General features: G+C 69.7%; 21 protein-coding genes and 2 pseudogenes. 9 read left to right on the forward strand and 14 right to left on the reverse strand.

Features of this window, described 5'->3' with window-relative positions; all coding sequences use genetic code 11:
• Positions 1-12: 12 nt before the first annotated feature.
• Positions 13-1,398 (reverse strand): aminopeptidase P N-terminal domain-containing protein, encoded by a 1,386-nt coding sequence (locus tag Bsp3421_RS32995; RefSeq protein WP_274001195.1) that lies wholly within the window; start codon positions 1,396-1,398, stop codon positions 13-15.
• A 167-nt stretch (positions 1,399-1,565) separates the two neighbouring features.
• Between Bsp3421_RS32995 and Bsp3421_RS33000 the strand changes: the two genes are divergently transcribed.
• Positions 1,566-2,177, forward strand: a complete 612-nt coding sequence (locus Bsp3421_RS33000) for a glutathione S-transferase family protein (RefSeq protein ID WP_274001197.1) — start codon at positions 1,566-1,568, stop codon at positions 2,175-2,177.
• A 155-nt stretch (positions 2,178-2,332) separates the two neighbouring features.
• Positions 2,333-2,665, forward strand: a pseudogene (locus tag Bsp3421_RS33005) (IS4 family transposase); the annotation flags it as partial.
• A 44-nt stretch (positions 2,666-2,709) separates the two neighbouring features.
• Here Bsp3421_RS33005 and Bsp3421_RS33010 read toward each other — a convergent pair.
• On the reverse strand, positions 2,710-4,332 hold the full coding sequence (locus Bsp3421_RS33010) for an FMN-binding glutamate synthase family protein (protein ID WP_274001199.1): 1,623 nt from the start codon (positions 4,330-4,332) through the stop codon (positions 2,710-2,712).
• 20 nt (positions 4,333-4,352) lie between these two features.
• Positions 4,353-5,213 carry an NAD(P)H-dependent oxidoreductase gene (locus tag Bsp3421_RS33015; protein WP_274001201.1) on the reverse strand — a complete coding sequence of 287 codons (861 nt, stop codon included), beginning with the start codon at positions 5,211-5,213 and terminating at the stop codon, positions 4,353-4,355.
• 74 nt (positions 5,214-5,287) lie between these two features.
• Here Bsp3421_RS33015 and Bsp3421_RS33020 point away from each other — a divergent pair, with 74 nt between their 5' ends.
• Positions 5,288-5,668 carry a winged helix-turn-helix transcriptional regulator gene (locus Bsp3421_RS33020; RefSeq protein ID WP_274001203.1) on the forward strand — a complete coding sequence of 127 codons (381 nt, stop codon included), beginning with the start codon at positions 5,288-5,290 and terminating at the stop codon, positions 5,666-5,668.
• A gap of 803 nt (positions 5,669-6,471) precedes the next feature.
• Here Bsp3421_RS33020 and mnmA read toward each other — a convergent pair.
• A complete protein-coding gene (mnmA, locus tag Bsp3421_RS33025) occupies positions 6,472-7,614 on the reverse strand; it encodes a tRNA 2-thiouridine(34) synthase MnmA (protein WP_274001206.1) in 1,143 nt (380 codons plus the stop codon).
• Entirely contained in the window at positions 7,611-8,123 is a 513-nt protein-coding gene (locus Bsp3421_RS33030; protein WP_274001208.1) for an NUDIX hydrolase, read from the reverse strand. Before Bsp3421_RS33030 ends, mnmA begins: the two co-directional genes overlap by 4 nt.
• Before the next feature lie 262 nt (positions 8,124-8,385).
• Here Bsp3421_RS33030 and Bsp3421_RS33035 point away from each other — a divergent pair, with 262 nt between their 5' ends.
• Genes Bsp3421_RS33035 through Bsp3421_RS33045 form a run of 3 tightly spaced genes read left to right on the forward strand, consistent with a single transcriptional unit; the run spans position 8,386 to position 11,307 of the window.
• Complete coding sequence (locus tag Bsp3421_RS33035) at positions 8,386-9,525, forward strand: Re/Si-specific NAD(P)(+) transhydrogenase subunit alpha (RefSeq protein WP_274001209.1); 1,140 nt, start codon at positions 8,386-8,388, stop codon at positions 9,523-9,525.
• A gap of 13 nt (positions 9,526-9,538) precedes the next feature.
• Entirely contained in the window at positions 9,539-9,856 is a 318-nt protein-coding gene (locus Bsp3421_RS33040) for an NAD(P) transhydrogenase subunit alpha (protein ID WP_274001212.1), read from the forward strand.
• A complete protein-coding gene (locus Bsp3421_RS33045; protein ID WP_274001214.1) occupies positions 9,853-11,307 on the forward strand; it encodes an NAD(P)(+) transhydrogenase (Re/Si-specific) subunit beta in 1,455 nt (484 codons plus the stop codon). Before Bsp3421_RS33040 ends, Bsp3421_RS33045 begins: the two co-directional genes overlap by 4 nt.
• Before the next feature lie 14 nt (positions 11,308-11,321).
• Here the strand turns inward: Bsp3421_RS33045 and Bsp3421_RS33050 are convergent, their stop codons facing one another.
• The 9 genes and pseudogenes from Bsp3421_RS33050 to Bsp3421_RS33090 all read right to left on the reverse strand — a co-directional run bounded on the left by Bsp3421_RS33050 (position 11,322) and on the right by Bsp3421_RS33090 (position 21,041).
• A complete protein-coding gene (locus Bsp3421_RS33050; protein ID WP_274001215.1) occupies positions 11,322-11,819 on the reverse strand; it encodes a hypothetical protein in 498 nt (165 codons plus the stop codon).
• A gap of 297 nt (positions 11,820-12,116) precedes the next feature.
• Positions 12,117-12,878, reverse strand: a pseudogene (locus Bsp3421_RS33055) (helix-turn-helix transcriptional regulator); the annotation flags it as partial.
• Entirely contained in the window at positions 12,868-13,260 is a 393-nt protein-coding gene (locus tag Bsp3421_RS33060) for a VOC family protein (RefSeq protein ID WP_274001219.1), read from the reverse strand. The pseudogene Bsp3421_RS33055 and the gene Bsp3421_RS33060, both read right to left, overlap by 11 nt.
• 432 nt (positions 13,261-13,692) lie before the next feature.
• Positions 13,693-14,988, reverse strand: a complete 1,296-nt coding sequence (locus tag Bsp3421_RS33065) for a THUMP domain-containing class I SAM-dependent RNA methyltransferase (protein WP_274001220.1) — start codon at positions 14,986-14,988, stop codon at positions 13,693-13,695.
• A gap of 79 nt (positions 14,989-15,067) precedes the next feature.
• The gene (locus Bsp3421_RS33070; RefSeq protein ID WP_274001223.1) at positions 15,068-17,188 is read right to left on the reverse strand and encodes a site-specific recombinase; all 2,121 of its coding nucleotides are present in this window, start codon (positions 17,186-17,188) and stop codon (positions 15,068-15,070) included.
• A 248-nt stretch (positions 17,189-17,436) separates the two neighbouring features.
• Positions 17,437-18,129, reverse strand: coding sequence for a PqiC family protein (locus Bsp3421_RS33075; protein WP_274001226.1), 693 nt, complete (start codon positions 18,127-18,129; stop codon positions 17,437-17,439).
• Complete coding sequence (locus Bsp3421_RS33080) at positions 18,126-19,766, reverse strand: PqiB family protein (RefSeq protein ID WP_274001228.1); 1,641 nt, start codon at positions 19,764-19,766, stop codon at positions 18,126-18,128. The genes Bsp3421_RS33075 and Bsp3421_RS33080 overlap by 4 nt, the downstream gene beginning before the upstream one ends.
• Complete coding sequence (locus Bsp3421_RS33085; protein WP_274001229.1) at positions 19,759-20,391, reverse strand: paraquat-inducible protein A; 633 nt, start codon at positions 20,389-20,391, stop codon at positions 19,759-19,761. The genes Bsp3421_RS33080 and Bsp3421_RS33085 overlap by 8 nt, the downstream gene beginning before the upstream one ends.
• Entirely contained in the window at positions 20,388-21,041 is a 654-nt protein-coding gene (locus Bsp3421_RS33090; RefSeq protein ID WP_274001230.1) for a paraquat-inducible protein A, read from the reverse strand. Before Bsp3421_RS33090 ends, Bsp3421_RS33085 begins: the two co-directional genes overlap by 4 nt.
• A 250-nt stretch (positions 21,042-21,291) precedes the next feature.
• Between Bsp3421_RS33090 and Bsp3421_RS33095 the strand changes: the two genes are divergently transcribed.
• The 3 genes from Bsp3421_RS33095 to Bsp3421_RS33105 all read left to right on the forward strand — a co-directional run bounded on the left by Bsp3421_RS33095 (position 21,292) and on the right by Bsp3421_RS33105 (position 23,066).
• Positions 21,292-21,849, forward strand: coding sequence for a cytochrome b (locus Bsp3421_RS33095; protein WP_274001231.1), 558 nt, complete (start codon positions 21,292-21,294; stop codon positions 21,847-21,849).
• A gap of 9 nt (positions 21,850-21,858) precedes the next feature.
• Positions 21,859-22,419, forward strand: coding sequence for a YceI family protein (locus tag Bsp3421_RS33100; RefSeq protein ID WP_274001232.1), 561 nt, complete (start codon positions 21,859-21,861; stop codon positions 22,417-22,419).
• 68 nt (positions 22,420-22,487) lie between these two features.
• Complete coding sequence (locus tag Bsp3421_RS33105; RefSeq protein ID WP_252986390.1) at positions 22,488-23,066, forward strand: YceI family protein; 579 nt, start codon at positions 22,488-22,490, stop codon at positions 23,064-23,066.
• Positions 23,067-23,146: the final 80 nt, after the last annotated feature.

Genomic DNA, 23,146 nt, shown 5'->3' on the forward strand with positions numbered 1-23,146 from the left:
AAAGGGGGCGGCTCACGCGCGCGTACCGGCGTCGCGCATCAGCGCCTCGATCTCGTCGGCGGCCACCGGCACGCCGCGCGTGATCAGTTCGCAGCCATCCGGCGTGATGAACGCATCGTCCTCGATCCGGATGCCGAGGTCGTGGTACGCGGCCGGCACGTCGTCGGCCGCGCGCACGTACAGGCCCGGCTCGATCGTGAGCGCCATGCCCGCGCGCAGCGTGCGCGAGGGCAGCGCCCCCTGCTCGTCGCGCTGCGCCTGCCGTTCGCGGTAGTCGCCGCAGTCGTGCACGTCCATGCCGAGCCAGTGGCCCGTGCGGTGCATGTAGAAGCGCGCATAGGCGCGCTCGGCGATCACGTCGTCGACGCTCGCGAAACGCGCCTTGGGCAGGATGCCGGTGTCGAGCAGGCCCTGCGCGAGCACCCGCACCGCGGCCTCGTGCGGCGCGTCGATCGACGCGCCCGCGCGGGTCGCGTCGATCGCGGCCTGCTGCGCGGCGAGCACGATGTCGTACAGCGCGCGCTGCGGCCCGCTGAAGCGGCCGTTGGCCGGGAACGTGCGGGTGATGTCGGATGCGTAGCCGTCGAGCTCGCACGCGGCGTCGATCAGGATCAGGTCGCCGTCGCGCGCGATCGCGCCGCCGGCCGGATAGTGGAGCACGCAGGCATTCGCGCCCGCGGCGACGATCGAGCCGTAGGCCGGCCCCTGCGCGCCCTGGCGGCGGAATTCGTACAGCAGCTCGGCTTCCAGCTCGTATTCGCGGATCCCCGGGCGGCACGCGGCCATCGCGCGGCGGTGCGCGCGCGCCGAGATCTCGCCCGCGCGGCGCATGATCGCCTGCTCGTGCGGCTCCTTGACGAGCCGCATGTCGTCGAGCAGCGGCGCGAGGTCGAAGGCCGCGGCCGGCGCGGCGACGCCGGCGCGGCTGCGCGCGCGCACCGCGTCGAGCGCGGTCGCGAGCCGCTCGTCGAAATCGGCGGACGCGCCGAAGCGGTAGTGGACCGCGGAGGCGTCGGCGAGGAGGCGCGGCAGCTCGGCGTCGAGCGCGTCGATCGGGAACGCGGCGTCGAAGCCGAATGCGTCGCGCGCCGCCTCGGGGCCGAAATGGAACCCTTCCCAGGTTTCGCGCTCGGGATTCTTCGCGCGGCAGAACAGGATCGCGCGCGGCGCGTCGCCGGCATCGAGCACGAGCAGCGCGTCGGGCTCGGTGAACCCCGTCAGGTAATAGAAATAGCTGTCGTGCCGATACGGGTAGTCGGTGTCGCGGCTGCGGGGCACTTCGGGCGCCGTGGGCACGAGGGCGATGCCGCCGCCGCCCGCGCGCAGCGCGGCCAGCACGCGTTCGCGGCGCAGGCGGTAGACGTCGGTGGCGATGGCGGGGGAGGTCGGCTTATTCATCGTGCGATTGTAGCGCTGTCTGGCGCGCGGCGTTCGCGCCCGGGCGTGCCGCGGCGCTGTTGCAAACCATCCACAGGCCGGCCGGCCGATTGTCATCGGGCGCGCGCCGGCCGGTTATGATCGGCGACAACGTATACTCTCGGGCGGTGTTTTCCCAACTAAGGCAGATGATGAAATTAATCGGTTCGCTCAGCAGCCCGTTCGTTCGCAAGGCGCGAATCGTGCTCGCTGAAAAGAAGATCGACTACCGGCTGGAGCTTGAGAACGTCTGGGCGGCGGATACCGCCATTCATGCCTCGAATCCGCTCGGCAAGGTGCCGTGCCTCGTGATGGAGGACGGCGCGGCGGTGTTCGATTCGCGCGTGATCTGCGAATACGTCGACACGCTGTCGCCGGTGGGCAAGCTGATCCCGCCGTCCGGCCGGGAGCGCGTCGAGGTGCGCTGCTGGGAGGCGCTCGGCGACGGCGTGCTCGACGCGGCGGTCGCGATCCGTATCGAGCACGTGCAGCGCGAGCCCGCGCAGCGCAGCGACACGTGGCTCGCGCGCCAGCAGCGCAAGATCGACGACGCGCTCGTCGCGATGTCGCAGGGCCTGGGCAGCAAGCCCTGGTGCGTCGGCAACCACTACACGCTTGCCGACATCGCGCTCGGCTGCGCACTGGGCTATCTCGACTTCCGTATGCCCGAGCTGAACTGGCGCGAGCGCCATCCGAACCTCGACAAGCATTTCGCGAAGCTTGCGCAGCGCCCGTCGTTCCTCGACACGCTGCCGCAGTAAGCGCGCGGTCGTCCATGAAAAAGCGTCCCTCCGGGGTAATGCCGTTCAGTTAAGACCTGAACGGCATTTTCTTTTGGGGCTGGAGTTGTAAACGGCGGGCCAAGCTGCTCGCGTTTGACGCGATGCTGACCGACCACCCGATCTTCATGCTGGATCGCAGCCGGACCGTCGACGGCATCTACCAGGAAATCGGGGGAGCGTTGATCGCCTACAACCTGATTCGTCGCGAAATGGCTTGCGCTGCCTTCGAGGCCAAGTGCGAACCGAGCGAACTCAGCGTCGTTCGCTCGCGCCATCTCATCCAGCACGAAATGATGTGGGCCGCGCGTATGCCTGCCTTCGCCAAGCCGCCCGCCGTCCTCAGGCGACTTCGCGCACACCTCAAGCTGCTCATCAACGTAAAACGGCCCGATCGCAAATGCGATCGGGCCGTCAAGTCCCGTCCTGCTCGTTATCCCGTCCGCTTCCTAGGAAAGAACCTTAACTGAACGGCATTACCCCGCCGGGGCGCTTTTTTCGTTGCGGCGGCGGCTCAGCCGAGCGAGGCGTATACGCCTTCGCCGGGCGTGAACGAGTCGCTGCGCGCGAGCGGCCACCATTGCTCGTACAGCGTCAGGCCGCATTGCGCGCCGCCGTCGAGCAGCGCGCCCGGTTTGAGGTACTTGAGCAACTGCGACATCAGTCGCACCTCGTGTGACGAGATGCGCTGCACGATGTGATGCGCGCGCAGTTCGGACGGATGCGCGAGCCCCGTCGCCTGCACCAGCTCCTGCAGCGCGTGCAGCGTGTTGCGATGGAAGTTGTAGACGCGCTCCGCCTTGTCCGGCACCACGAGCGCGTGCTGCCGCACCGGGTCCTGGGTCGCGACGCCGGTCGGGCAGCGGCCGGTGTGGCAGGTCTGCGCCTGGATGCAGCCGACCGCGAACATGAAGCCGCGCGCCGAATTGACCCAGTCCGCGCCGATCGCGAGCGTGCGCGCGATGTCGAACGCGGTGATGATCTTGCCGCTCGCGCCGAGCTTCACCTGGTCGCGCAGGCCGATCCCGACCAGCGTGTTGTGCACGAGCAGCAGCCCTTCCTGCAGCGGCACGCCGACATGATCGGTGAATTCGAGCGGCGCGGCGCCGGTGCCGCCTTCCGCGCCGTCGACGACGATGAAGTCCGGCACGATGCCGGTTTCCAGCATCGCCTTGGCGATGCCGAAGAATTCCCACGGGTGGCCGACGCACAGCTTGAAGCCGGTCGGCTTGCCGCCCGACAGCGTGCGCAGGCGCTCGACGAATTCGAGCAAGCCGCGCGGCGTCGAGAACTCGGAATGCGTGGCGGGCGAGATGCAGTCCTTGCCCATCGGGATGCCGCGCGTCTCGGCGATTTCCCGCGTGATCTTCGCGGCGGGCAGCACGCCGCCGTGGCCGGGCTTCGCGCCCTGCGACAGCTTCACCTCGATCATCTTCACCTGCGGGTCGTTCGCCTGCTTCGCGAACGTGTCCGCGTTGAAGGTGCCGTCGTCGTTGCGGCAGCCGAAGTAGCCCGATGCGATTTCCCAGATGATGTCGCCGCCGTGCTCGCGGTGATACTTCGACAGCGAGCCCTCGCCGGTGTCGTGCGCGAAGCCGCCTTTCTTCGCGCCGAGGTTCAGCGCGCGGATCGCGTTCGCCGACAGCGAGCCGAAGCTCATCGCGGAGACGTTGAAGATCGAGATGTCGTAGGGCTGCGCGCGGGAGCCGCCGACGCGCACGCGGAAGTCATGATCGGGGAGCCGGGTGGGCGCGAGCGAGTGGCTGATCCACTCGTGCGCGACGGCCTTCACGTTCAGCTCGGTGCCGTACGGACGGTTGTCCCCGACGTTCTTCGCGCGCTGGTAGACAAGGCTGCGCTGCGCGCGCGAGAACGGCTTCTCGTCGGTGTCGTCCTCGACGAAGTACTGGCGGATTTCCGGACGGATGAATTCGAACAGGAAGCGCAGGTGACCCCAGAGCGGGTAGTTGCGCAGGATCGCGTGGCGGTCCTGGCGGAGATCGTAGAGGCCGAGCGCGACGAGCGCGGCCGGCGCGATGAGCCACAGCCACGAGATCGCATGGCGGGCGGCGAGGAGTGCGAGCGCCACGCACAGCAGGACGGCGCACCACATCGCAAGATAGCGTCGGGAAAACATGGGGACTCCGTAATCATTTTCTAAGCTTGCCGCGGCGTACGTCGCGTCGCGGGCTTCGACCGCGCGGCCGACGCTGCCCGAGAGTCTACTACGGGAGGCGCGCGGCCCGCGTCGAGGCCGTGTGCGTCAGGCGTCGCGCCGCGCGTGGCGGACGAACGGGCCGTGGGACGGTGCGTCGGGCCTGAGCGCGCCGTCCGGGCCGAAGTCCGTGCCGGGGTTGAACGGCACGCGCGGCCACCCGGCCCAGTCGGCGAGCCGCGCGCGATACGCGTCGCAGCGGCGCGCGCGCCGGCCGCCGCGCCGTCGAGGTCGCCGCGCACGTCGTGGATCAGGTGCGGTTCGAGCACCTCGAAGCCGATGTAGCGGAGCGCATACATCAAGGGCCACAGCAGCAGGCGGGTGTCGCCTTCGCGGCCGCCGGGCGCGCACGCGGCGGCGGACGAGCCGGTTGTCACGCTGAGGAGCGCCGCGCGGCCGCGCAGCGGACCGTGCTCGTGGCGTCGGCTGCTGCCGTAGAGCGCGCCGTAGACGAATACGCGGTCCATCCAGCCCTTGAGGATCGCGGGCGCGCCGAACCACCACAGCGGAAATTGCAGCACCAGCGCATCGGCCGCGCGCAGCAGCGCGAGGTGACGTTCGATGGTCGGCGCGAGCGTGCCGCGCCGCCAGTGATGGCGCTGCTCGCGCTGCGCGTCGAAGCGCGCGGGATCGAGCGGATCGCGATAGTGCCCGCGCGCCTCGCGCGGATCGAAGTCTTCCGCGTACAGGTCGATCACGGTCGCGGTATGGCCGTGGTCGCGCCACGCGGCGGCGGCCGTGCCGGCGAGATGCGCGTTGAAGGACTGGGGTTCGGGATGGGCGACGAGGATCAGCGCGTGCATGAACGGACTCCGGTGAGGAGCGACGATCATGTCGGTCGGCCGACGGCCGCGCAATCACGTACCCGGAGGTAGCCATGGCATGTCCCGGCGATGTCTACGCGGCCGATTGCTCGGCGCGCGACGCGCTTGCGCTGATCGCCGGCAAATGGGCGCTGCTGGTCCTGCCCGCGCTCGCGGCGGGGCCGCTGCGTAACGGCGAATTGCTCGCGCGGATCGGCGGCATCTCGCAGAAGGTGCTGACGCAGAACCTGCGCGAACTGGAGCGGCACGGGCTGATCGCGCGCCGTGATCTCCGGGCGCGGCGCGCGCATGTCGAATACCGGCTGACGCCGGTCGCGGTCTCGCTGGTGGAGACGCTGGCCGCGCTTGACCGCTGGGCCGAGCGGCATTTCCCGGAATTGGACGCGGCGCGCGAACGCTACGACGCGGCGGTGCGCGCGGGAGGGGGCCGGTAGAGGCGCGCGGTGGCGCTTGCGGAGCGCGGTGCGGCGCGTGCGCGTCGCGGGTGCCGTCGTGGTTGGTGGAGCGCCGGCCGTTCGGCCGGACGCGGGGTGCGAATGCGACGACGCGGCCTGGTGCGCAGAGGGGAGCCGGCAGCGGTGAGCGGCGATGCGAATCGAGGGTCGCGGTGCATGCGCTTCGGCAAGCGCGACGCGGGTGGTCGTCTTGGCAGGTGGAGCGCCGGCTGTTCGGCCGGACGCGGGGTGCGAATGCGACGACGCGGCCTGGTGCGCAGAGGGGAGCCGGCAGCGGTGAGCGGCGATGCGAATCGAGGGTCGCGGTGCATGCGCTTCGGCAAGCGCGACGCGGGTGGTCGTCTTGGCAGGTGGAGCGCCGGCTGTTCGGCCGGACGCGGGGTGCGAATGCGACGACGCGGCCTTGTGCGCAGAGGGGAGCCGGCAGCGGTGAGCGGCGATGCGTATCGAGGGTCGCGGTGCATGCGCTTCGGCAAGTGCGACGCGGATGGTCGTCTTGGCAGGTGGAGCGCCGGCTGTTCGGCCGGACGCGGGGTACGAATGCTACGACGCGGCCTTGTGCGCAGACGGGAGCCGGCAGCGGTGAGCCGCGATTCGATCCGTATCGAGGGACGCGGCCATGCGCTTTGGCAAGCGCGACGCGCATGGTCGTCTCGGCAGGTGGAGCGCCGGCTGTTCGGCCGGACGCGGGTTGCGAACACTACGACGCGGCGTTGCGCGCGGGCGCCAGCCGGCGAAGGCGGGCGGCGACGCGCGGCGGATCGCGTCGCCGCTCGGACGCTTCAGCGCGCAAGCGCGAGCGGACGCGGCGCGCTCGCATCGGCAAGCGCGACGCGCTCGGCCGCCGATTCGATGATGCCGCCGCCGAGGCACACGTCGCCGTCGTACAACACGGCCGACTGGCCCGGCGTGACCGCCCATTGCGCGGCGTCGAAGCGCAGCGAGAACTGGCCGTCGCCGTCGGCGGGGCCGACCGTGCACGGCGCGTCGGCCTGCCGGTAGCGCGTCTTCGCGCCGCACGCGAGCCCTTCGGCGGGCGCCTCGCCGGCGACCCAGCTCGGATTGCCGGCGACGAGCGTGGGCGACAGCAGCCACGGATGGTCGTGGCCCTGCACCACGTACAGCGTGTTCGACGGAATGTCCTTGGCGGCGACGAACCACGGTTCGCCGCTGCCGTCCCGGCTGCCGCCGAGGCCGATGCCCTTGCGCTGCCCGAAGGTGTAGAACGCAAGCCCGATGTGCTCGCCGACGATCTTGCCGTCGGGCGTTTTCATCGGGCCGGGCCGGGTCGGCAGATAGCGGTTCAGGAAATCGCGGAACGGCCGCTCGCCGATGAAGCAGATGCCGGTCGAATCCTTCTTCTTCGCGTTCGGCAGGCCGATCTGCGCGGCGATCTCGCGCACCTGCGTCTTCGGGATCTCGCCGAGCGGGAACAGCGTCTTCGACAGCTGGGCCTGGTTCAGCCGGTGCAGGAAGTACGACTGATCCTTCGTGTGGTCGTGCGCCTTGAGCAGCTCGAAGCGGCCGTCGCGCTCGCGCACGCGTGCATAGTGGCCGGTCGCGATCGTTTCCGCGCCGAGCGACATCGCATGATCGAGGAACGCCTTGAACTTGATCTCGGCGTTGCACAGCACGTCCGGATTCGGCGTGCGGCCGGCCGAGTATTCGCGCAGGAATTCGGCGAACACGCGGTCCTTGTATTCGGCCGCGAAGTTCACCGCTTCCACGTCGATGCCGATCAGGTCCGCGACCGAGACGACGTCGATCCAGTCCTGCCGGGTCGAGCAGTATTCGCCGTCGTCGTCGTCCTCCCAGTTCTTCATGAACAGGCCGATCACCTCGTAGCCCTGCTGCTTCAGCAGCCACGCGGTCACCGACGAATCGACGCCGCCCGACATCCCCACCACCACGCGACGCCCGCTCATTTGGCCTCCATCGGATTCAACCCGACGACGTCCGCGCGCGGCGCGACCGAATGGGTGTGCAGGACGTCGAGCGGCACCCGGCGTCCGGCCAGGTAGTCGTCGACGCCGCGCAGCACCGCCGGCGAACGATGCCGGTCGACGCAGGCGCGCAGTTCGCCGGCGTCGAGCCACAGCGTGCGCACGATGCCGTCGTCGAGCCGGTGGCCGGGCAGCGGCTCGCCCGCCGTGCCGCAGAACGTGAAGCGCAGGTAGGTCGCGCCCGCGCTCGCGGGGCGGTCGTAGTGGGCCAGATAGACGCCGACCAGCGCCGACGGCTCGAAGCGGCAGCCGGTTTCCTCGAGGGTTTCGCGGATCACGGCGTCGACGAGGGTTTCGCCGGCTTCGAGATGGCCGGCCGGCTGGTTGATGCGCAGGCCGGCGGAGGTGTGTTCTTCAATCACGAGAAAGCGCCCGTCGCGTTCGACGATCGCGGCGACCGTCACGTGCGGGGTCCAGATTTCGGGTTTCATAGCCGCGCATTTTACCGGTTGCGCGCGGGACCTGCCGGCCGCGTGCCGCCGCATTGCTCTGACCCCATGATGAACGACCAGGCACGGACCGCGCGGTTTGTCCAGAGGGCTGTGGTGCATCAAAGGGTCGGACTCCGGCGCGGCGTACGCTTTCGGTTAAAGTGGCGCGTGAAGAAACCAGCCGTTGCCTCGAGCCGGTCAGTCCGCAGTTGCCGTTCCGGCTCGCTTTCGCAGTCGAATACGAGAAACAGGAGGATCGACGATGCATATCGGAGTGCCTGGCGAGACGCGGGCGAACGAGGCGCGCGTGGCCGCGACGCCTGAAACGGTCAAGAAATACGTGGCCGCCGGCCATCGCGTGACGGTCGAGCGCGGCGCGGGCGAGCGGGCCAGTTTTCCGGACGTGACCTACGAGGCGGCCGGGGCGGCGCTGGGCGATGCGGCGGCCGCGCTGGGCGCCGAGCTGGTGCTCAAGGTCCAGGCGCCCACCGACGCCGAACTGGCGCACGTGACCCGCGGCGCGACCCTGGTCGGCATGCTCGACCCGTTCAATGCCGAGCAGGCGGGGCGGCTCGCGGCGGCGGGCGTGACGGGCTTCGCGCTGGAGGCCGCGCCGCGCACGACGCGCGCGCAGAGCCTGGACGTGCTGTCGTCGCAGGCCAACATCGCGGGCTACAAGGCGGTGCTGGTCGCGGCGGCGCTCTATCCGCGCTTCCTGCCGATGCTGATGACGGCGGCGGGCACCGTGAAGGCGGCGCGCGTGCTGATCCTCGGCGCGGGCGTCGCGGGCCTGCAGGCGATCGCGACCGCGAAGCGGCTCGGCGCGGTGATCGAGGCGTCCGACGTGCGGCCGGCGGTGAAGGAGCAGATCGAGTCGCTCGGCGCGAAATTCCTCGACGTTCCCTACGAAACCCAGGAAGAGCGCGACGCGGCGGAAGGCGTGGGCGGCTACGCGCGGCCGATGCCGCCGTCGTGGCTCACGCGCCAGGCGGCGCTGGTCCACGAGCGCGCGAAGCAGGCGGACATCGTGATCACCACCGCGCTGATTCCGGGGCGGGCCGCGCCGACGCTGATCTCGGCGGAGACGGTGCAGGCGATGAAGCCCGGCTCGGTGCTGGTCGACCTCGCGGCCGGCCGCGGCCCCGAGACCGACGGCCGGCGCGGCGGCAACTGCCCGCTGACGGTGGCCGACGAGGTCACGCGCACGCACGGCGTGACGATCGCGGGCTACACGAATCTCGCCGCGATGGTGCCGGCCGACGCGTCGGCGCTGTACGCACGCAACCTCGTCGATTTCCTGAAGTTGATCATCACCCAGGACGGGGCGCTCCAGATCGATCTGAACGACGACATCGTCGCCGCGACGCTTGTGTGTCGCGACGGCGAGGTCGTGCGCAAATAACGGGGAGGCGGCGATGGAATTGATCAATCACACGGTGATCAACGTGATCATCTTCGTGCTGGCGGTGTATGTCGGCTACCACGTGGTGTGGAACGTGACGCCCGCGCTGCACACGCCGCTGATGGCGGTGACCAACGCGATCTCGGCGATCGTGATCGTCGGCGCGATGCTGGCCGCCGCGCTGACGGTCGGCACGACCGGCAAGGTGTTCGGGGTGCTCGCGGTGGCGCTCGCGGCGGTCAACGTGTTCGGCGGCTTCCTCGTCACGCGGCGCATGCTCGAGATGTTCCGCAAGAAGGAGCCGAAGGGCGGCAAGGAGGGCGCGCGATGAGCATGAACGTCGTCACGCTGCTGTACCTCGTCGCGTCGGTGTGCTTCATCCAGGCGCTCAAGGGCCTGTCGAATCCGAAGAGCGCTAGACGAGGGAATCTATTCGGCATGACCGGCATGGCGATCGCGATCCTCACGACCGTCGCGCTGATCGTCAAGCAGGCCGCCTGGCTCGGCGCCAACCTGCCGCTCGGGCTCGGGCTCGTGCTCGGCGCGCTGGTGGTCGGCGGCGCGGTGGGCGCGGTGGTCGCCGCGCGCGTCGAGATGACGAAGATGCCGGAGCTGGTCGCGGCGATGCACTCGCTGATCGGTCTCGCCGCGGTCTGCATCGCCTACGCGGTGGTGTCGGAGCCCGAGGCGTTCGGGCTCGTGCCGCAGGGCGCGGACGCCGCGAACTTCATCCCGTACGGCAACCGGATCGAGTTGTTCATCGGCACCTTCGTCGGCGCGATCACGTTCTCGGGCTCGGTGATCGCATTCGGCAAGCTGTCGGGCAAGTACAAGTTCCGGCTGTTCCAGGGCGCGCCCGTGGTGTACGCGGGCCAGCACCTGCTGAACCTGCTGCTCGCGCTCGCGATGCTCGGCTTCGGCATCCTGTTCATGCTGACCCAGTCGTGGCTGCCGTTCATCGTGATGACGGCGCTCGCGTTCGCGCTCGGCGTGCTGATCATCATCCCGATCGGCGGGGCCGACATGCCGGTCGTGGTGTCGATGCTGAACTCGTACTCGGGCTGGGCGGCGGCGGGCATCGGCTTCTCGCTGAACAACCCGATGCTGATCATCGCGGGCTCGCTGGTCGGCTCGTCGGGGGCGATCCTGTCGTACATCATGTGCCACGCGATGAACCGCTCGTTCTTCAACGTGCTGCTCGGCGGGTTCGGCGCGGAGCCCGGCGCGGCGGCGGCGAGCGGCGGGCAGGAGCAGCGGCCGGTGAAGTCGGGCTCGGCCGAGGACGCGTCGTTCATGCTCGGCAATGCGGAATCGGTGGTGATCGTGCCCGGCTACGGCCTCGCGGTCGCGCGCGCGCAGCATGCGCTCAAGGAACTGACCGACAAGCTGATCGAGAAGGGCATCGACGTGCGCTACGCGATCCACCCGGTCGCGGGCCGGATGCCGGGGCACATGAACGTGCTGCTCGCGGAAGCCGAGGTGCCGTACGAGATCGTGCACGAGATGGAGGACATCAACGGCGAGTTCGGCCAGGTCGACGTGGTGCTCGTGCTGGGCGCGAACGACGTGGTGAATCCGGCGGCGAAGAACGATCCGAAATCGCCGATCGCGGGGATGCCGATCATCGAGGCGTACAAGGCGCGCACGGTGATCGTCAACAAGCGCTCGATGGCGGCCGGCTACGCGGGGCTCGACAACGACCTGTTCTACATGGACAAGACGATGATGGTGTTCGGCGACGCGAAGAAGGTGATCGAGGACATGGTGAAATCGGTCGAGTGACGCTGGGCGCCCGGCTAGCCGCGACGGCTGGCCGGGCCGCGCAGCAGCAGCACGGCTGCGTATGCGAGCACGCACAGCCCGGGGAACACCCCGAGCGGATACAGCGGAATATCCTCGAGCGGCAGCGCGACGCGGATGCCGGTGTCGTTCGTGATGCCGGTGAAGGCCGTCGCGCGGGCGTGCAGCACCACGAAACACAGCGCGCTCGCGCCGCCCGCGATCAGCGCGAGCCCCAGGTAGGCGTAGAGCGCATCGCGCGCCGCCTGCGCGCGCCGCCGGCAGGCGACCAGCGCCGCGCCCACCGAGAAACCCAGGAATCCGAACGATGCCAGCGTGGCGGAGCGGTGCGCGAACACGCCGTTCGGCTCGTCGGTGATGAACGAGACGCTGCCCGCCTCGGCGTCGATGAGCGCGGCGAGCAGCCCGTCGTACATCAGGTTGCCCGCGAGCGGGAACAGCGCGGCGAGCGCGATCGGCACCAGGGGGGCGATGCTGGGATTCGATTGGGTCATGGCGACGTCGCGGCTTGGTTGGGTGGCGGAAGCGGGCTGCCGGCCGGGCCGCGCGCGCCCGACGCGCACGGCCGGCGCGGCCGGTCGGGAGGCGCGGGCGCGCCGAAGCCCGGCCGCCAGCATACCGTATGCGGAGGGCGGGATCGCGTTGTCGGGACGGGGCGGCAGGGTATGGCCATCGCGATGGGCGTTCGCAAAGGAGCTTTCCTTTTAGGCTCTTGCGCGATCGAGATAAATGGGACCGGTCTTAAATCGTCGCCCGCGCCGGCCGTGCGTGGCCGGTCCGCCGCGCGTGCTTCAGTGCATCGGCGGCGCGTCGGCGGCGCGCAGGAAGTCCGCGAGCCGGCGGCCGGGTTCGTCCGGGTAGGGCTCGTGCACGGTCACGTCGCCCATGCGCGCGACGTCGAAATTGCGGAACGCGCCGCGCAGCTCGCACCACGCGCAGATGGTCCAGCGGCCGCCCCAGTACACGAGCCCGAGCGGCCAGACGCGCCGTTCCGTGTGGGCGCCGAGCCGGTCGCGATAGGGGAAGCTGACCACGCGGCGCCGGTCGACCGCCTCGTGGATCGCGTCGACCTTCTCCGAGAACGCGCGGTCGACGTGGAACGACGGTGCGAACACGGCGAGGCGATCGAGCGCGGCGCGCTTGTCGGCGGGCATCGCCGACGCGATCTTGGCGAGCGCGGACCGCGCGCCGCCCGCGAAGCGCGCGCCGCCCCAGGTTTCGAGCATGCGCGCGCCGGCCGCGAGCGCGGCCAGCTCCTCGGCGGTGAAGGTGAGGGGCGGCAGGCTCGCGGTGCGGTTCAGGCGGTAGCCGATGCCCGCCTCGCCTTCGATCGGCACGCCGGACAGCTGCAGATCCCGCACGTCGCGGTAGACGGTGCGCAGCGAGACCGACAGCCAGTCGGCGAGCTGCTGCGCGGTCGTCAGCCGGCGGCCGCGCAGCAGCTCGGCAATCTGGAACAGGCGGTCGGCGCGGCGCGTCATCGCAACGTCTCGGTGGGGGCGGCGGGGGAACTGCCGCGATGATAGCGCCCGGCGGCGGGGTTCAGCTGCATTTCGGCGCGTGCAGGCCGACGCGGTTGCCTTCCGTGTCGATCAGGTAGCCGATGTAGCCGTACTGGTTCGGCAGCTCGACCACCGCGCCCTGCACGAGGCCGCCCGCGCGCTTCGCGCGCTCGAGCGCGGGCGTGACCGCCGCGCCTGCGTTCAGGTAGATGATCGCGCCGTCCGCGCCGGGCTTGAAGTGCTGCGGGTCGTAGACGATCGAGCCGCCGGTCGTCGCCTCCTCGTGGCCGAACACCGCCATCGGCACGCCGCCGATCACCTCGCGCTGCAGCGTGGTCTGGAGCACGGTCTCGTAGAACCGGATCGCGCGATCGAAGTCGATCGACGGAATATCGAACCAGGCGATCGCGCGTTCGGGGGTGGCTGCTGTCATGGTGAACTCCTTGGAGGTGGGGCGCTCGCCCGGGAAACCCGCTTGGCACGGCGCCGGATGCGCAGTGTGCGTGGGGGCTGCTGACAGCGTGGTGTCAGCAGCATGCGGCCGCGCGTGGGCCGCCCGGACGCGTGGCGTCGACCGTCCGACGGGCGTATGCGACTAACGGGCTAGTGCCGAATCGACGGGATGGCGCTGCGCATGGATTGCAGCAAAGAAAGGCAGGTGTAAGCGAGCGAAAAGTCGCAGGCGGGGCGTGTCCTGGTCGTCGCGCATCGCGCGGCGTCGCGGCCCGGCAGGTGCGCGACGCGGCAAGCGGCGTGCGCTGTCCGGAGGGGGCCGGAGCGGCGGTTTCGCGCGAAACCGCCGCCGGGAGAAGGCGGGCTTGGCCGTGCGCCGCTCACGTCCCGAGGACGCGCGGCGCGCGCGCCGTTACGCCTCGCTGCTGGCCGCGGGCCGTTGGCGCACGCTGCCCGCGATCAGGTCGAAGCGGAACAGCCGGCATTCGAGCGCGCCGTTGAAGAGCGGCGTCTTCGCCGATTCGCGCAGGCGCAGCTGGCCCGGCAGCGTCCGGTCGGAGCTCAGCAGGAAGGCGCGCCAGCCCGTGAAGCGCTGCTTGAGCGCGTCGCCGAGCGCCTGGAAGAACTCGGCGTCGGGTTGTTCCTCGTGCGTGCGGCGGAACGCGTCGTCGCTGCCGCGATTGCGGCCGGTCTCGCGTGCATCGCCGCGCGGGCCGCGGCCGCGCACCTCGATCCGCTCGCCGTACGGCGGGTTCGCGATGATCAGGCCGGCGTCCGCGCACGGCGGCGTCATGCCGCGCGCATCGACCTGCTTGAGCCACAGCGACGGCACGCCGGCCCGCTCGATGTTCGCGCGCGCCTTCTCCAGCATGTCGCCCGAGATGTCGCTGCCGAAGATCGGCACGCTGTCGCGCCGCCCGCGCGCCGCGCGCTTGGCGTCCTGCGCGGCGACCTTGAGGCCCTGCCACGCGCCGATGTCGTACTGCTTGAGCTTCTCGAAGCCGAAGCGGCGCTCGACCCCCGGCGCGACATCGAGCGCGATCTGCGCCGCCTCGGCGAGGAAGGTGCCGCTGCCGCACATCGGGTCGTAGAGCGGCGTGTCGGGCGTCCAGCCCGCGATCCGCAGGATCCCGGCCGCGAGGTTCTCGCGCAGCGGCGCCGCACCCTTGTCGAGCCGCCAGCCGCGCTTGAACAGCGGCTCGCCCGAGGTGTCGAGGTACAGCGTGCACTCGGTCGCGGTCAGGAACGCGAACACGCGCACGTCGGGCTGCGCGGTGTCGATGCTCGGGCGCGCGCCGGTCTTCTCGCGCAGCCGGTCGCAGATCGCGTCCTTGACGCGCAGCGTGGCGAATTCGAGGCTCTTGAGCGGCGACTTGATCGCGGTGATGTCGACCCGCAGCGTCTGGGTGGCCGCGAACCAGCGCTCCCACGGCTGCTCGAGCGCGAGGCCATAGATGTCCTGTTCGCTCCGGTAGGGCCGGTGGGCGATCTTGAGCAGGACCCGGCTCGCGATCCGCGAATGCAGGTTGGCGGCCATTCCGGCCGCCCAGGTGCCGCGGAAATGGACGCCGCCCGGCACCTGGGCGCCCGCCTCGAACGGCGCGCCGCCGAGGCGGCGCGCGCCGATCTCGGCGATCTCGGCGGCAAGCACCGCTTCGAGCCCGCGCGGGCAGGGGGCGAAGAAATCGAACAGGGAAGGGGAGGACATAGGAGGGGACGGGACGGACAAAAGTACGCCATTGTACGCGGGGCGGCGGCCGTCCCCGCGCCGCCGCCCCGCCGCCCGCTCAATGCGAGCCGGATTCGCGCGCGGGCGCGCCGCGCGGGCCGGTCGGCCAGACGAGGCTCAGCGGATTCGCGAGCACGGCGCGGCCGACCGCGGCGACGAGCGCGCGCACCTTGGTCGGGCGCAGCGCGCGCGAACGCACGGCCATCGTGAAGGCGAGCGCGAAGCTCACCGCGACGTTCAGGATCGCCATGCTGAACACGCCGGCCACGGCCCACCACAGTTCGGCCGTGTGCAGCGTGTTCTTGCCGAGCACGCCGAGCGCGACGCCGATCGAGCCCGCGCTCAGCGTCACGTGGCGCACCTCGAACGAGAACGCGAAGGCGCTGATGATGGCCGGCACGAGGCCGAGCATCAGGCCGAGGCCGACGTTGCCGATCACGCCCGCGACGTTCGAGCGGCAGAAGTGCGCGAGCTTCGCCGCGCCCGCGACCCCGAGGGTCATGCGCAGGCGGCGGTTGTAGGTCAGCGCGTCGCCGACGCGGTGCAGCACGAACCAGTTGTCGGCCCAGCCGGCGAGCAGGCTCGACGCCCACAGCAGCACGCCGGTGAGCGCCGCGTAGATCGGCGTCGGGCCGAACAGCGAGAACGACTGCAGGGTCGCGTGCGCCTTCTGCGGCGAGATCACGTTCGCGTGCAGCACCGTGCTCGCGAACATCTGCACCGCGAAGCACACGGGCAGCACCACCAGCACGTTGCCCGAGATCGCGGCCGCCTGGGTGCGGATCAGCGCGACCACCGACGCGACGAACTGGCGGATCCCTTCCTCATGGCCGATGTCGTCGAGTTCGCGCGCGATCGTCGGCGCGGTCATCGCGGGCTGCTTGGTCGCGAGCGAGAAATGCAGGAAGTGCATGAGGATGAAGCTCGCCGCGTAGTTGATGCCGGCCAGCATGCCCTCGAGCATCGACTGCAGGTGCGCGCCCGTGATCCAGAACTTGATGCACACCGTCGCGACCGTCACGAGGCCGCCGCCCGCCGCCATGCGCAGCATCTTCAGGTACTCGTCGCGGCCGCGCGAGATGTAGTGTTCGCCCGTGTCGGCATTGGTCTCGACCAGCTTGCGCGCGAACAGCGAGAAATTGCTGCGCACCAGATGCGAGACGCTCTGGCTGTTCTGGTTCGCGTCGACCAGCTCCGCGGTCAGGTGCGCGAGCCCGCGCAGATCCTCGCGCGCCATCCACGCGTTGAGCAGCGATTCGGCGCGCTGGATCCGCATGCGCATGCGCTCGACCTGGAACACGATGTCGACCGACACGCCGTTGCGATACAGGTGCGCGAACACGTTGTCGACCGCGCGCCGGCAGTCGTCGAGCAGCACCCGCAGATAGTTCACCTCGTGCAGCAGCTTGCTCGCGTCGCCGCCTTCCTCGACGGTCGCATGCGCGGTCTCGACCGCGAGCATCGCGCGGGTCAGGCGGTAGAACGGCTGGGCTTCGAGCGGCGTCTGGTCGTCGTCGTCGGACAGCCGGCTGCGCACCGTCTGCGACAGCCCGGTCGAGCTGATCTGGCAGGTCAGGTTGTGCAGCGCGGTCAGCAGATCGCGCGAGAACGAGCCCGGCTGGTGGCGCTCCTTGTCGGTCACGTCGTGCTCGAACAGCTCGCGCAGGCGTGCGAGCAGGTCGTCGGGCAGCGCGTCGATCCACGCGGCGTCGTCGGGCGCGGGGAACATCAGCGTGAACAGCGCGGACAGTTCGCGCCGGTTCGGCGCGGGCGGGATCAGCGATGAGTCGATCCGCTCGAACAGCGCGCCGAAGAAGCCGGAATGCACGGGCATGCCGGCGTCGCACAGCAGCGCGATGCCGTCGCTTTCGCGCAGCGCCGCGCGAAGGATGCGCGCGACATTGCTCTTCCATTCGGGATTGCGGTCCAGCACGTGGAACACGTAGCGTAGCCGCGCGTGCGCGACGTAGCTGCGCTCGGCGTCGTCGCCGGCGCCGGACGCGGCGGACGGCGTGCCGCCGCTGCTGCGATGCAGCCAGTGCGCCAGCTCGATCAGCCATTCGCTGCGTTCCGCGTAGGCCGCGTCGGCGTTCGCGGTGGCGAGGAGCGCATCCAGCTGGTGGCCGGCATTGCGCGACGCGCGCCACTTCTTGATCAGGGTCGTCAGGGAACGAAACATAAACGGGAGAGGTCGGGGGCCCCGGAGGGCGGGATGCTTCGGACGTCGCGCCGGGCGTGGCCGGCGCGGTGGGGCGGCGTCGCGGCCCGGCCGGGGGCCGGATCGTGCGCGGGCGTCGACGGATTGTCGCCCCAAGGCGCGTAGGATCGTCAATCGCGCCGAAAAACGCAAGGCGACTGTTTGGCCGCGCATGCGTTCGGCGTCAGTCCGAAAAAATTGCAGAACATGGACGCCGGCGCGTCCGGGCGTCATTGCGGCGCGGCGGGGCCGCCTTCGGGCGCCGCCGGGCAAGCGGCGCGGGGCGCGGCCGAAGCGCTCTTCGCGGGCGTCGGCGCGGCCGCGAGCGTGCGCACTCCGAGCGCGATCTGCGCGGCCAGCGCGCCGAGCGCCTGCCGATGGCCGCCGACGAGCGCGTCGAAGCCCGGCTTCACCGGCTCGGCGAACACGCTGCGGCAGGTCATGACCGCCTGGCCGGGCAGCGCGCGCACGCTCCACACCGCATCGAGCACGGTCTGCTCGCCGGGCCACGATTCGAAGCGCTGCACGTCCAGGCTGACGCGGTAGACCGGCACGCCGGGCGGGGCCGCCGAGCCGGCGACATCGATCGTGCCGAGCCGCGCGGTGAGCGCCGCCGACAGCGCGCGCCGGATCTCGTCGGCGGGCGGCGACGCCCAGCGTTCCTGTTCGAGCACGTCGACCTGCGCGACGCTCTTCTGCACCACGAACTGGCTGCGCGCCACCTGCTCGGGCACGTTGACGGCCGGCACCTGGATCAGGAGCGGCGGGTTCGCGGGCAGGCTGCGGCCCGCCGTGACGGTGTCGGGCGTCAGCGTATAGAAGCGCGCGGGCGGCGAGGAACAGGCCGACAGCGCCGCGCCGAGCGCGGCGGCGGCGAGGGCGCGCGCGGCGCCGCGGGCAAGCCGGTCAGGATGGCGGATCATTTCTTGTCTCCGGGTTTGCCTTGCAGCAACGATTCGGGGTGCCGTTCGAGGTAGTCGGACAGCGCGTTCAGCGATTGCAGCGTGCGCGTCAGCTCCTTCAGCGCGCCGCGCACGTCGGACTGCAACGGCGAATCCTGCTGCAGCGTCGCCTCGGCGGTCGCGAAGGTCTGCTTGGCGGCCGACAGCGTGTCGCGCGCCTCGGGCGCGACCTGCGTGTCGAGCTGCTTGAACAGCTTGTCGGCGTTCTTGAGCGTCTCGTTCAGGTTGTTGCCGATCTGGTCGAACGGCACCTTGTTGAGCTTCTTCGCGATGTCGGCGACCTGCAGCTGCAGCTCGTCGAGCGTGTTCGGCACGGTCGGCAGTTCGACCGGCTGGCGCGTCGGATCGATCTTCACGGGCGCGGCCTTCGGGAAGAAGTCGAGCGCCACGTACAGCTGGCTCGTCAGCAGGTTGCCGGTGCGCAGCTGCGCGCGCAGGCCGTGCTGGATCAGCCGCCTCAGGATCTCGCCGCGCTCCGCCTCGCCGCGCTTCTGGATCGCATCGCGGAAACGCTTGCCGAGCCGCTCCGGATAGAGATTGAGCGTGACCGGCATCATGAACGACCGGGTGGCCGGATCGAAGTCGATCCCGATGCTGGTCACCTGGCCGAGCTCGATACCGCGGAAGTCGACCGGCGCGCCCACCGCGAGCCCGCGCAGCGACTGGTTGAAGTTCAGCACCACCTGGACCGGCGCGCCGTCCGGGGCGCGCATCGCGTCCGCCTCGTCGGAGCCGAGCCGGAAGGTCGTGTTGTTCGGCGCGTTCGCGCCGGCCGTCTGGTCCGCGGGCGCCTGGAACGCGATGCCGCCGAGGATCACGGTCGCGAGCGACTGCGTGTTGAGCTTCAGGCCGCTCGAATCGAGCCGCAGGTCGACGCCGCTCGCCTGCCACCAGCGCGAGTTCAGGCCGACGTACTGATCGTACGGCGCGTTCACGAACACGTTGAAGGTCACGCCCGTGCCTTCCTTGTCGAGCGAGAAGCCGACCACCTGGCCGACCTGCACGCGCCGGTAGTAGACGGGCGAGCCGATGTCGATCGAGCCGAGCGAATCGCCGCGCAGCACATAGGAGGTGCCCTTCTGGTCGCCCGTGACGGCGGGCGGGGATTCGAGCCCGCTGAAGTTCTTCTCGGTGTCCTGCGAGCGGCCCGCGTCGACGCCGATGTAGGCGCCCGACAGCAGGGTGCTGAGACCCGACACGCCGCTCGCGCCGACCCGCGGCCGCACGACCCAGAAGCGCGAGCCCTTCACCGCGAAATCTTCCGACTCCTTCTTGAGCTGCACGTCGACGAGCACGTGCGACAGGTCTTTCGACAGCGTGATCGCCTTGACCATGCCGATCTCGACGTCCTTGTACTTGACCTGGGTCTTGCCGGGTTCGAGGCCCTCGGCGTTGCGGAAGCTGATCGTGATCTCGGGGCCGCGTTCGAGGACCGACTTGACGACGAGGCCGATGCCGATCAGCGCGGCGACGAGCGGCACGAGCCAGACGAGCGACGGCAGCCAGCCGGAGCGGTGCGTGATGACGGGCTCGGGCGGGGGCGTCGGTTGGCCGCCCCCCGCATTCGGCGCCTGGTGCGGGTCTTGCGGACTATTCATGATGATTCCCTGAGGTTTCGACGGGGTCCCAGATGAGGCGGGGATCGAACTGCATCGAGGCGAGCATGGTCAGGATCACGACCGCGCCGAAGGCGAGCGCGCCGGGGCCGGCGGTGATCACGGCGAGCGAACGGAAGTGGACCAGCGCGACGGTCATGGTGACGACGAAGACGTCGAGCATCGACCAGCGGCCGATGCGTTCGACGAGCCGGTACAGCTTGATGCGCTGCATCGGCCGCCACGCCGAGCGGCGCTGCGCGGTGGTCGCGAGGATCACGAGCACGCCGAGCTTGAGCATCGGCACGAGCACGCTCGCGACGAACACGATGACGGCGAGCGGCCACTCGCCGGACACCCAGAAATAGACGACGCCGCTCATGATCGTGTTGTCCTGCACGCCGACGATCGAGGTGGTGCGCATGATCGGCAGCAGGTTCGCGGGGATGTAGAGGATCACCGCGGCGAGCAGCAGCGCCCAGGTGCGGTTGATGCTGTTCGGGATCCGCAGGTGCAGCGCGGCGCCGCAGCGCGCGCAGGGCTCGCCGGCGGGGTTGCGCAGCTTTTGCACGTGGCCGCACGCATGGCAGCTCGCGTGGCCCGAGCGGGCGGCGCTCAGCGGGCTCACCGGACGGCTGCCTTGCCGCCGCCGGCGGCGGGCGCGGCGCGGCGCGCGTCGAGGTCGTCGGCGAGATCCCACAGGGTGCGCGGGTCGAACATCACGACGACGGCGAGCATCAGCGTCAGCGCGGCGAAAGCAAACAGCGCCGCTTCGGGGATCACGCGCGCGAGGCTCACCATCTTGACGATGGTGACGAGAACGCCGAGCATGAAGACCTCGATCATCCCCCACGGGCGGACGAGCTGGATCGCGCGCAGCACGCGGTTGAAGCCGGGCGGCACGTAGCCCGCGCGCAGCGGGAACAGCAGATAGAGCAGCGCGGCCAGCTCGATCAGCGGGAACAGCAGCGTCGAGCAGAACACCATCGCGGCGACGATCCGCATGTCCTGGTTCCACAGCGTCTCGAGCGCGCCCATCAGCGTGGTGCGCACGCGCATGCCGTTGAGATCCATCTCGAGAATCGGGAAAGCCTGCGCGATCAGGAAGGTGATCAGCGCGCCGAGCGTGAGCGCGCAGATCTTTTCGATCTGTGTCGAGGTGTTGCGGTAGAGCAGCCCGTCACAGCGCGGGCAGCGCGCGATCTGTTTGCCGCTCAGGCGCGGTTTGTGCAACAGTGCGTCGCATTCGTGACAGGCAATCAGGTCGTTTCTATCCATATGGAGCATGGTTGCGCGGTGTCGTGGGCGACGGGCGGGCAGGCTGGAACCCGCGCCAATCTTACCAAATGGCGCTTTTCGCGGGGCTGGAGGCGTGCTTCGGCCGCCCGCCCGGGCAGCGGCCTGGATGACAGAATCGTCATTTTTGCATGCCTGCTGCTGCCCGCAGGTTGAGGTAGCATGGCGGCCTTGACCTTGTGCGGCGCGGCTGCGCTCCGCCGGTCCGGCTTTTCGCTCACCTGAGGAACCCATGGCATCGAGTCCCGTCCCCGCGCCGACATCGTACACGCGCACCGCGATCGCGCTGCACTGGCTGATCGCGCTCCTGATCGTCTGCGGCTTCGCGCTCGGCTGGGTGATGACGGACATTCCCGGCTTCACGCCGACCAAGCTCAAGTACTACTCGTGGCACAAGTGGCTCGGCGTGACGGTGTTCGCGCTCGCGATCCTGCGGCTGCTGTGGCGCGCGACCCATGTGCCGCCGCCGCTCGCGAACACCATCCCGGCGCTGCAGCGGTTCGGCGCGCATGCCGTGCACGTCCTGCTGTACCTGCTGATGTTCGCGATCCCGCTGAGCGGCTACCTGTACAGCTCGGCGTCGAACATCCCGGTGGTGTACCTCGGCATCGTCCCGCTGCCGCGCCTGATCGACCCGGATCCGGCGCTCAAGGAACTGCTGAAGACGCTGCACGTGACGCTCAACTACGGCCTGCTGGCGCTCGTCGCGCTGCACGCGGCGGCGGCCGTCAAGCACCAGTGGCTCGATCGCGACGGCGTGCTGTCGCGCATGCTTCCCTTTCTCAAGTAAGGATCGTCCATGAAAACTCCGTTCGTCCGCCCCCTGGCCGCGCTGTTCGTCACCGCCGCGCTCGTCGCCTCCGCCTCCGCGCTCGCGCAGGTCGACCTGGCGAAGAGCAAGGTTTCCGCCGTGTCGAAGCAGATGAACGTGCCGACCGAAGGCGTGTTCAAGAAGTTCAGCGCGCAGATCAAGTTCGACCCGGCCAAGGCCGCGCAGGGCAGCGCGCAGGTGACGATCGACGTCGCGAGCTATGATCTCGGCGACAAGATGTACAACGATCAGGTCGCGGGCAAGGAGTGGTTCGACGCGAAGACGTACCCGCAGGCGACCTTCGCGTCGTCCGCGATCGCGCCCGCGGGCGGCAACAAGTACAACGTCACGGGCAAGCTGACCATCAAGGGTCACGCCGAGACGATCACGGTGCCCGTGACCGTCACGCAGAACGGCGCGACGCAGACCTTCGACGGCGTGCTGCCGATCAAGCGCTCGGCGTACGCGATCGGGACGGGCGAATGGAAGGACACGTCGGTCGTCGCCGACGAGGTGCAGATCAAGTTCCACATCGTTGCCGCGAAGTAATCGCGCGGCGCGCATTTGCAGCAACCGTTGCGCCGTTCGAGAGGCGGCGCCGTCACAAGGAGAGAGAGTTGAAGAAACATCTGATGATCGCGGCCGGTGCGCTCGCCGCTGCGCTGTCGTGCTCGGCGTTCGCTGAATCGGCCACCTACCAGTTCGATCCGAGCCATACGTATCCGAGCTTCGAGGCCGATCACTTCGGCGGCCTGTCGGTGTGGCGCGGCAAGTTCGACACCTCGAGCGGCACCGTGACGCTCGATCGCGCGGCGAAGACGGGCACCGTCGAGGTGACGACCAAGATCGCCTCGATCCATACCGGCAGCGCCAAGCTCGACGAGCATCTGCAGACCGCGGACTTCTTCGATGCCGCGAAGTACCCGGACGCGGTCTACAAAGGCACGATCAAGTTCGAGGGCGACAAGCCGTCGAAGGTGGTCGGCAACCTGACGCTGCACGGCGTGACCAAGCCGCTCACGCTCGACATCGAGTCGTTCAAGTGCATGCCGCATCCGATGCTCAAGCGTGAAGTGTGCGGCGTCGACGCGGAAGGCGAATTCAACCGCGACGACTTCGGTCTCGATTACGGCAAGCAGTACGGCTTCAAGATGAAGACGAAGCTGCTGATCACGGCCGAGGCGGTCAAGCAGTAAGCCGCATCGCGCCCGCCCAGCGCCGCCGCGTCCGGATCCGGACGCGGCGGTTTGCTTTTGGGGCGCGGAATATTGCCGCT

The sequence above is a fragment of the Burkholderia sp. FERM BP-3421 genome, assembly GCF_028657905.1.
Lineage (GTDB): Bacteria > Pseudomonadota > Gammaproteobacteria > Burkholderiales > Burkholderiaceae > Burkholderia.

Coding starts and splice junctions, on each gene's coding strand:
- Bsp3421_RS33000 (WP_274001197.1), top strand. CDS start 1,566: ATGATGAAATTAATCGGTTCGCTCAGCAGCCCGTTCGTTCGCAAGGCG.
- Bsp3421_RS33010 (WP_274001199.1), bottom strand. CDS start 4,332: ATGTTTTCCCGACGCTATCTTGCGATGTGGTGCGCCGTCCTGCTGTGC.
- Bsp3421_RS33100 (WP_274001232.1), top strand. CDS start 21,859: ATGAAAACTCCGTTCGTCCGCCCCCTGGCCGCGCTGTTCGTCACCGCC.
- Bsp3421_RS33095 (WP_274001231.1), top strand. CDS start 21,292: ATGGCATCGAGTCCCGTCCCCGCGCCGACATCGTACACGCGCACCGCG.
- Bsp3421_RS33035 (WP_274001209.1), top strand. CDS start 8,386: ATGCATATCGGAGTGCCTGGCGAGACGCGGGCGAACGAGGCGCGCGTG.
- Bsp3421_RS33030 (WP_274001208.1), bottom strand. CDS start 8,123: ATGAAACCCGAAATCTGGACCCCGCACGTGACGGTCGCCGCGATCGTC.
- Bsp3421_RS33040 (WP_274001212.1), top strand. CDS start 9,539: ATGGAATTGATCAATCACACGGTGATCAACGTGATCATCTTCGTGCTG.
- Bsp3421_RS33015 (WP_274001201.1), bottom strand. CDS start 5,213: ATGCACGCGCTGATCCTCGTCGCCCATCCCGAACCCCAGTCCTTCAAC.
- Bsp3421_RS33090 (WP_274001230.1), bottom strand. CDS start 21,041: ATGGATAGAAACGACCTGATTGCCTGTCACGAATGCGACGCACTGTTG.
- Bsp3421_RS33065 (WP_274001220.1), bottom strand. CDS start 14,988: ATGTCCTCCCCTTCCCTGTTCGATTTCTTCGCCCCCTGCCCGCGCGGG.
- Bsp3421_RS33020 (WP_274001203.1), top strand. CDS start 5,288: ATGGCATGTCCCGGCGATGTCTACGCGGCCGATTGCTCGGCGCGCGAC.
- Bsp3421_RS33050 (WP_274001215.1), bottom strand. CDS start 11,819: ATGACCCAATCGAATCCCAGCATCGCCCCCCTGGTGCCGATCGCGCTC.
- Bsp3421_RS33070 (WP_274001223.1), bottom strand. CDS start 17,188: ATGTTTCGTTCCCTGACGACCCTGATCAAGAAGTGGCGCGCGTCGCGC.
- Bsp3421_RS33045 (WP_274001214.1), top strand. CDS start 9,853: ATGAGCATGAACGTCGTCACGCTGCTGTACCTCGTCGCGTCGGTGTGC.
- Bsp3421_RS33080 (WP_274001228.1), bottom strand. CDS start 19,766: ATGAATAGTCCGCAAGACCCGCACCAGGCGCCGAATGCGGGGGGCGGC.
- mnmA (WP_274001206.1), bottom strand. CDS start 7,614: ATGAGCGGGCGTCGCGTGGTGGTGGGGATGTCGGGCGGCGTCGATTCG.
- Bsp3421_RS33075 (WP_274001226.1), bottom strand. CDS start 18,129: ATGATCCGCCATCCTGACCGGCTTGCCCGCGGCGCCGCGCGCGCCCTC.
- Bsp3421_RS33060 (WP_274001219.1), bottom strand. CDS start 13,260: ATGACAGCAGCCACCCCCGAACGCGCGATCGCCTGGTTCGATATTCCG.
- Bsp3421_RS32995 (WP_274001195.1), bottom strand. CDS start 1,398: ATGAATAAGCCGACCTCCCCCGCCATCGCCACCGACGTCTACCGCCTG.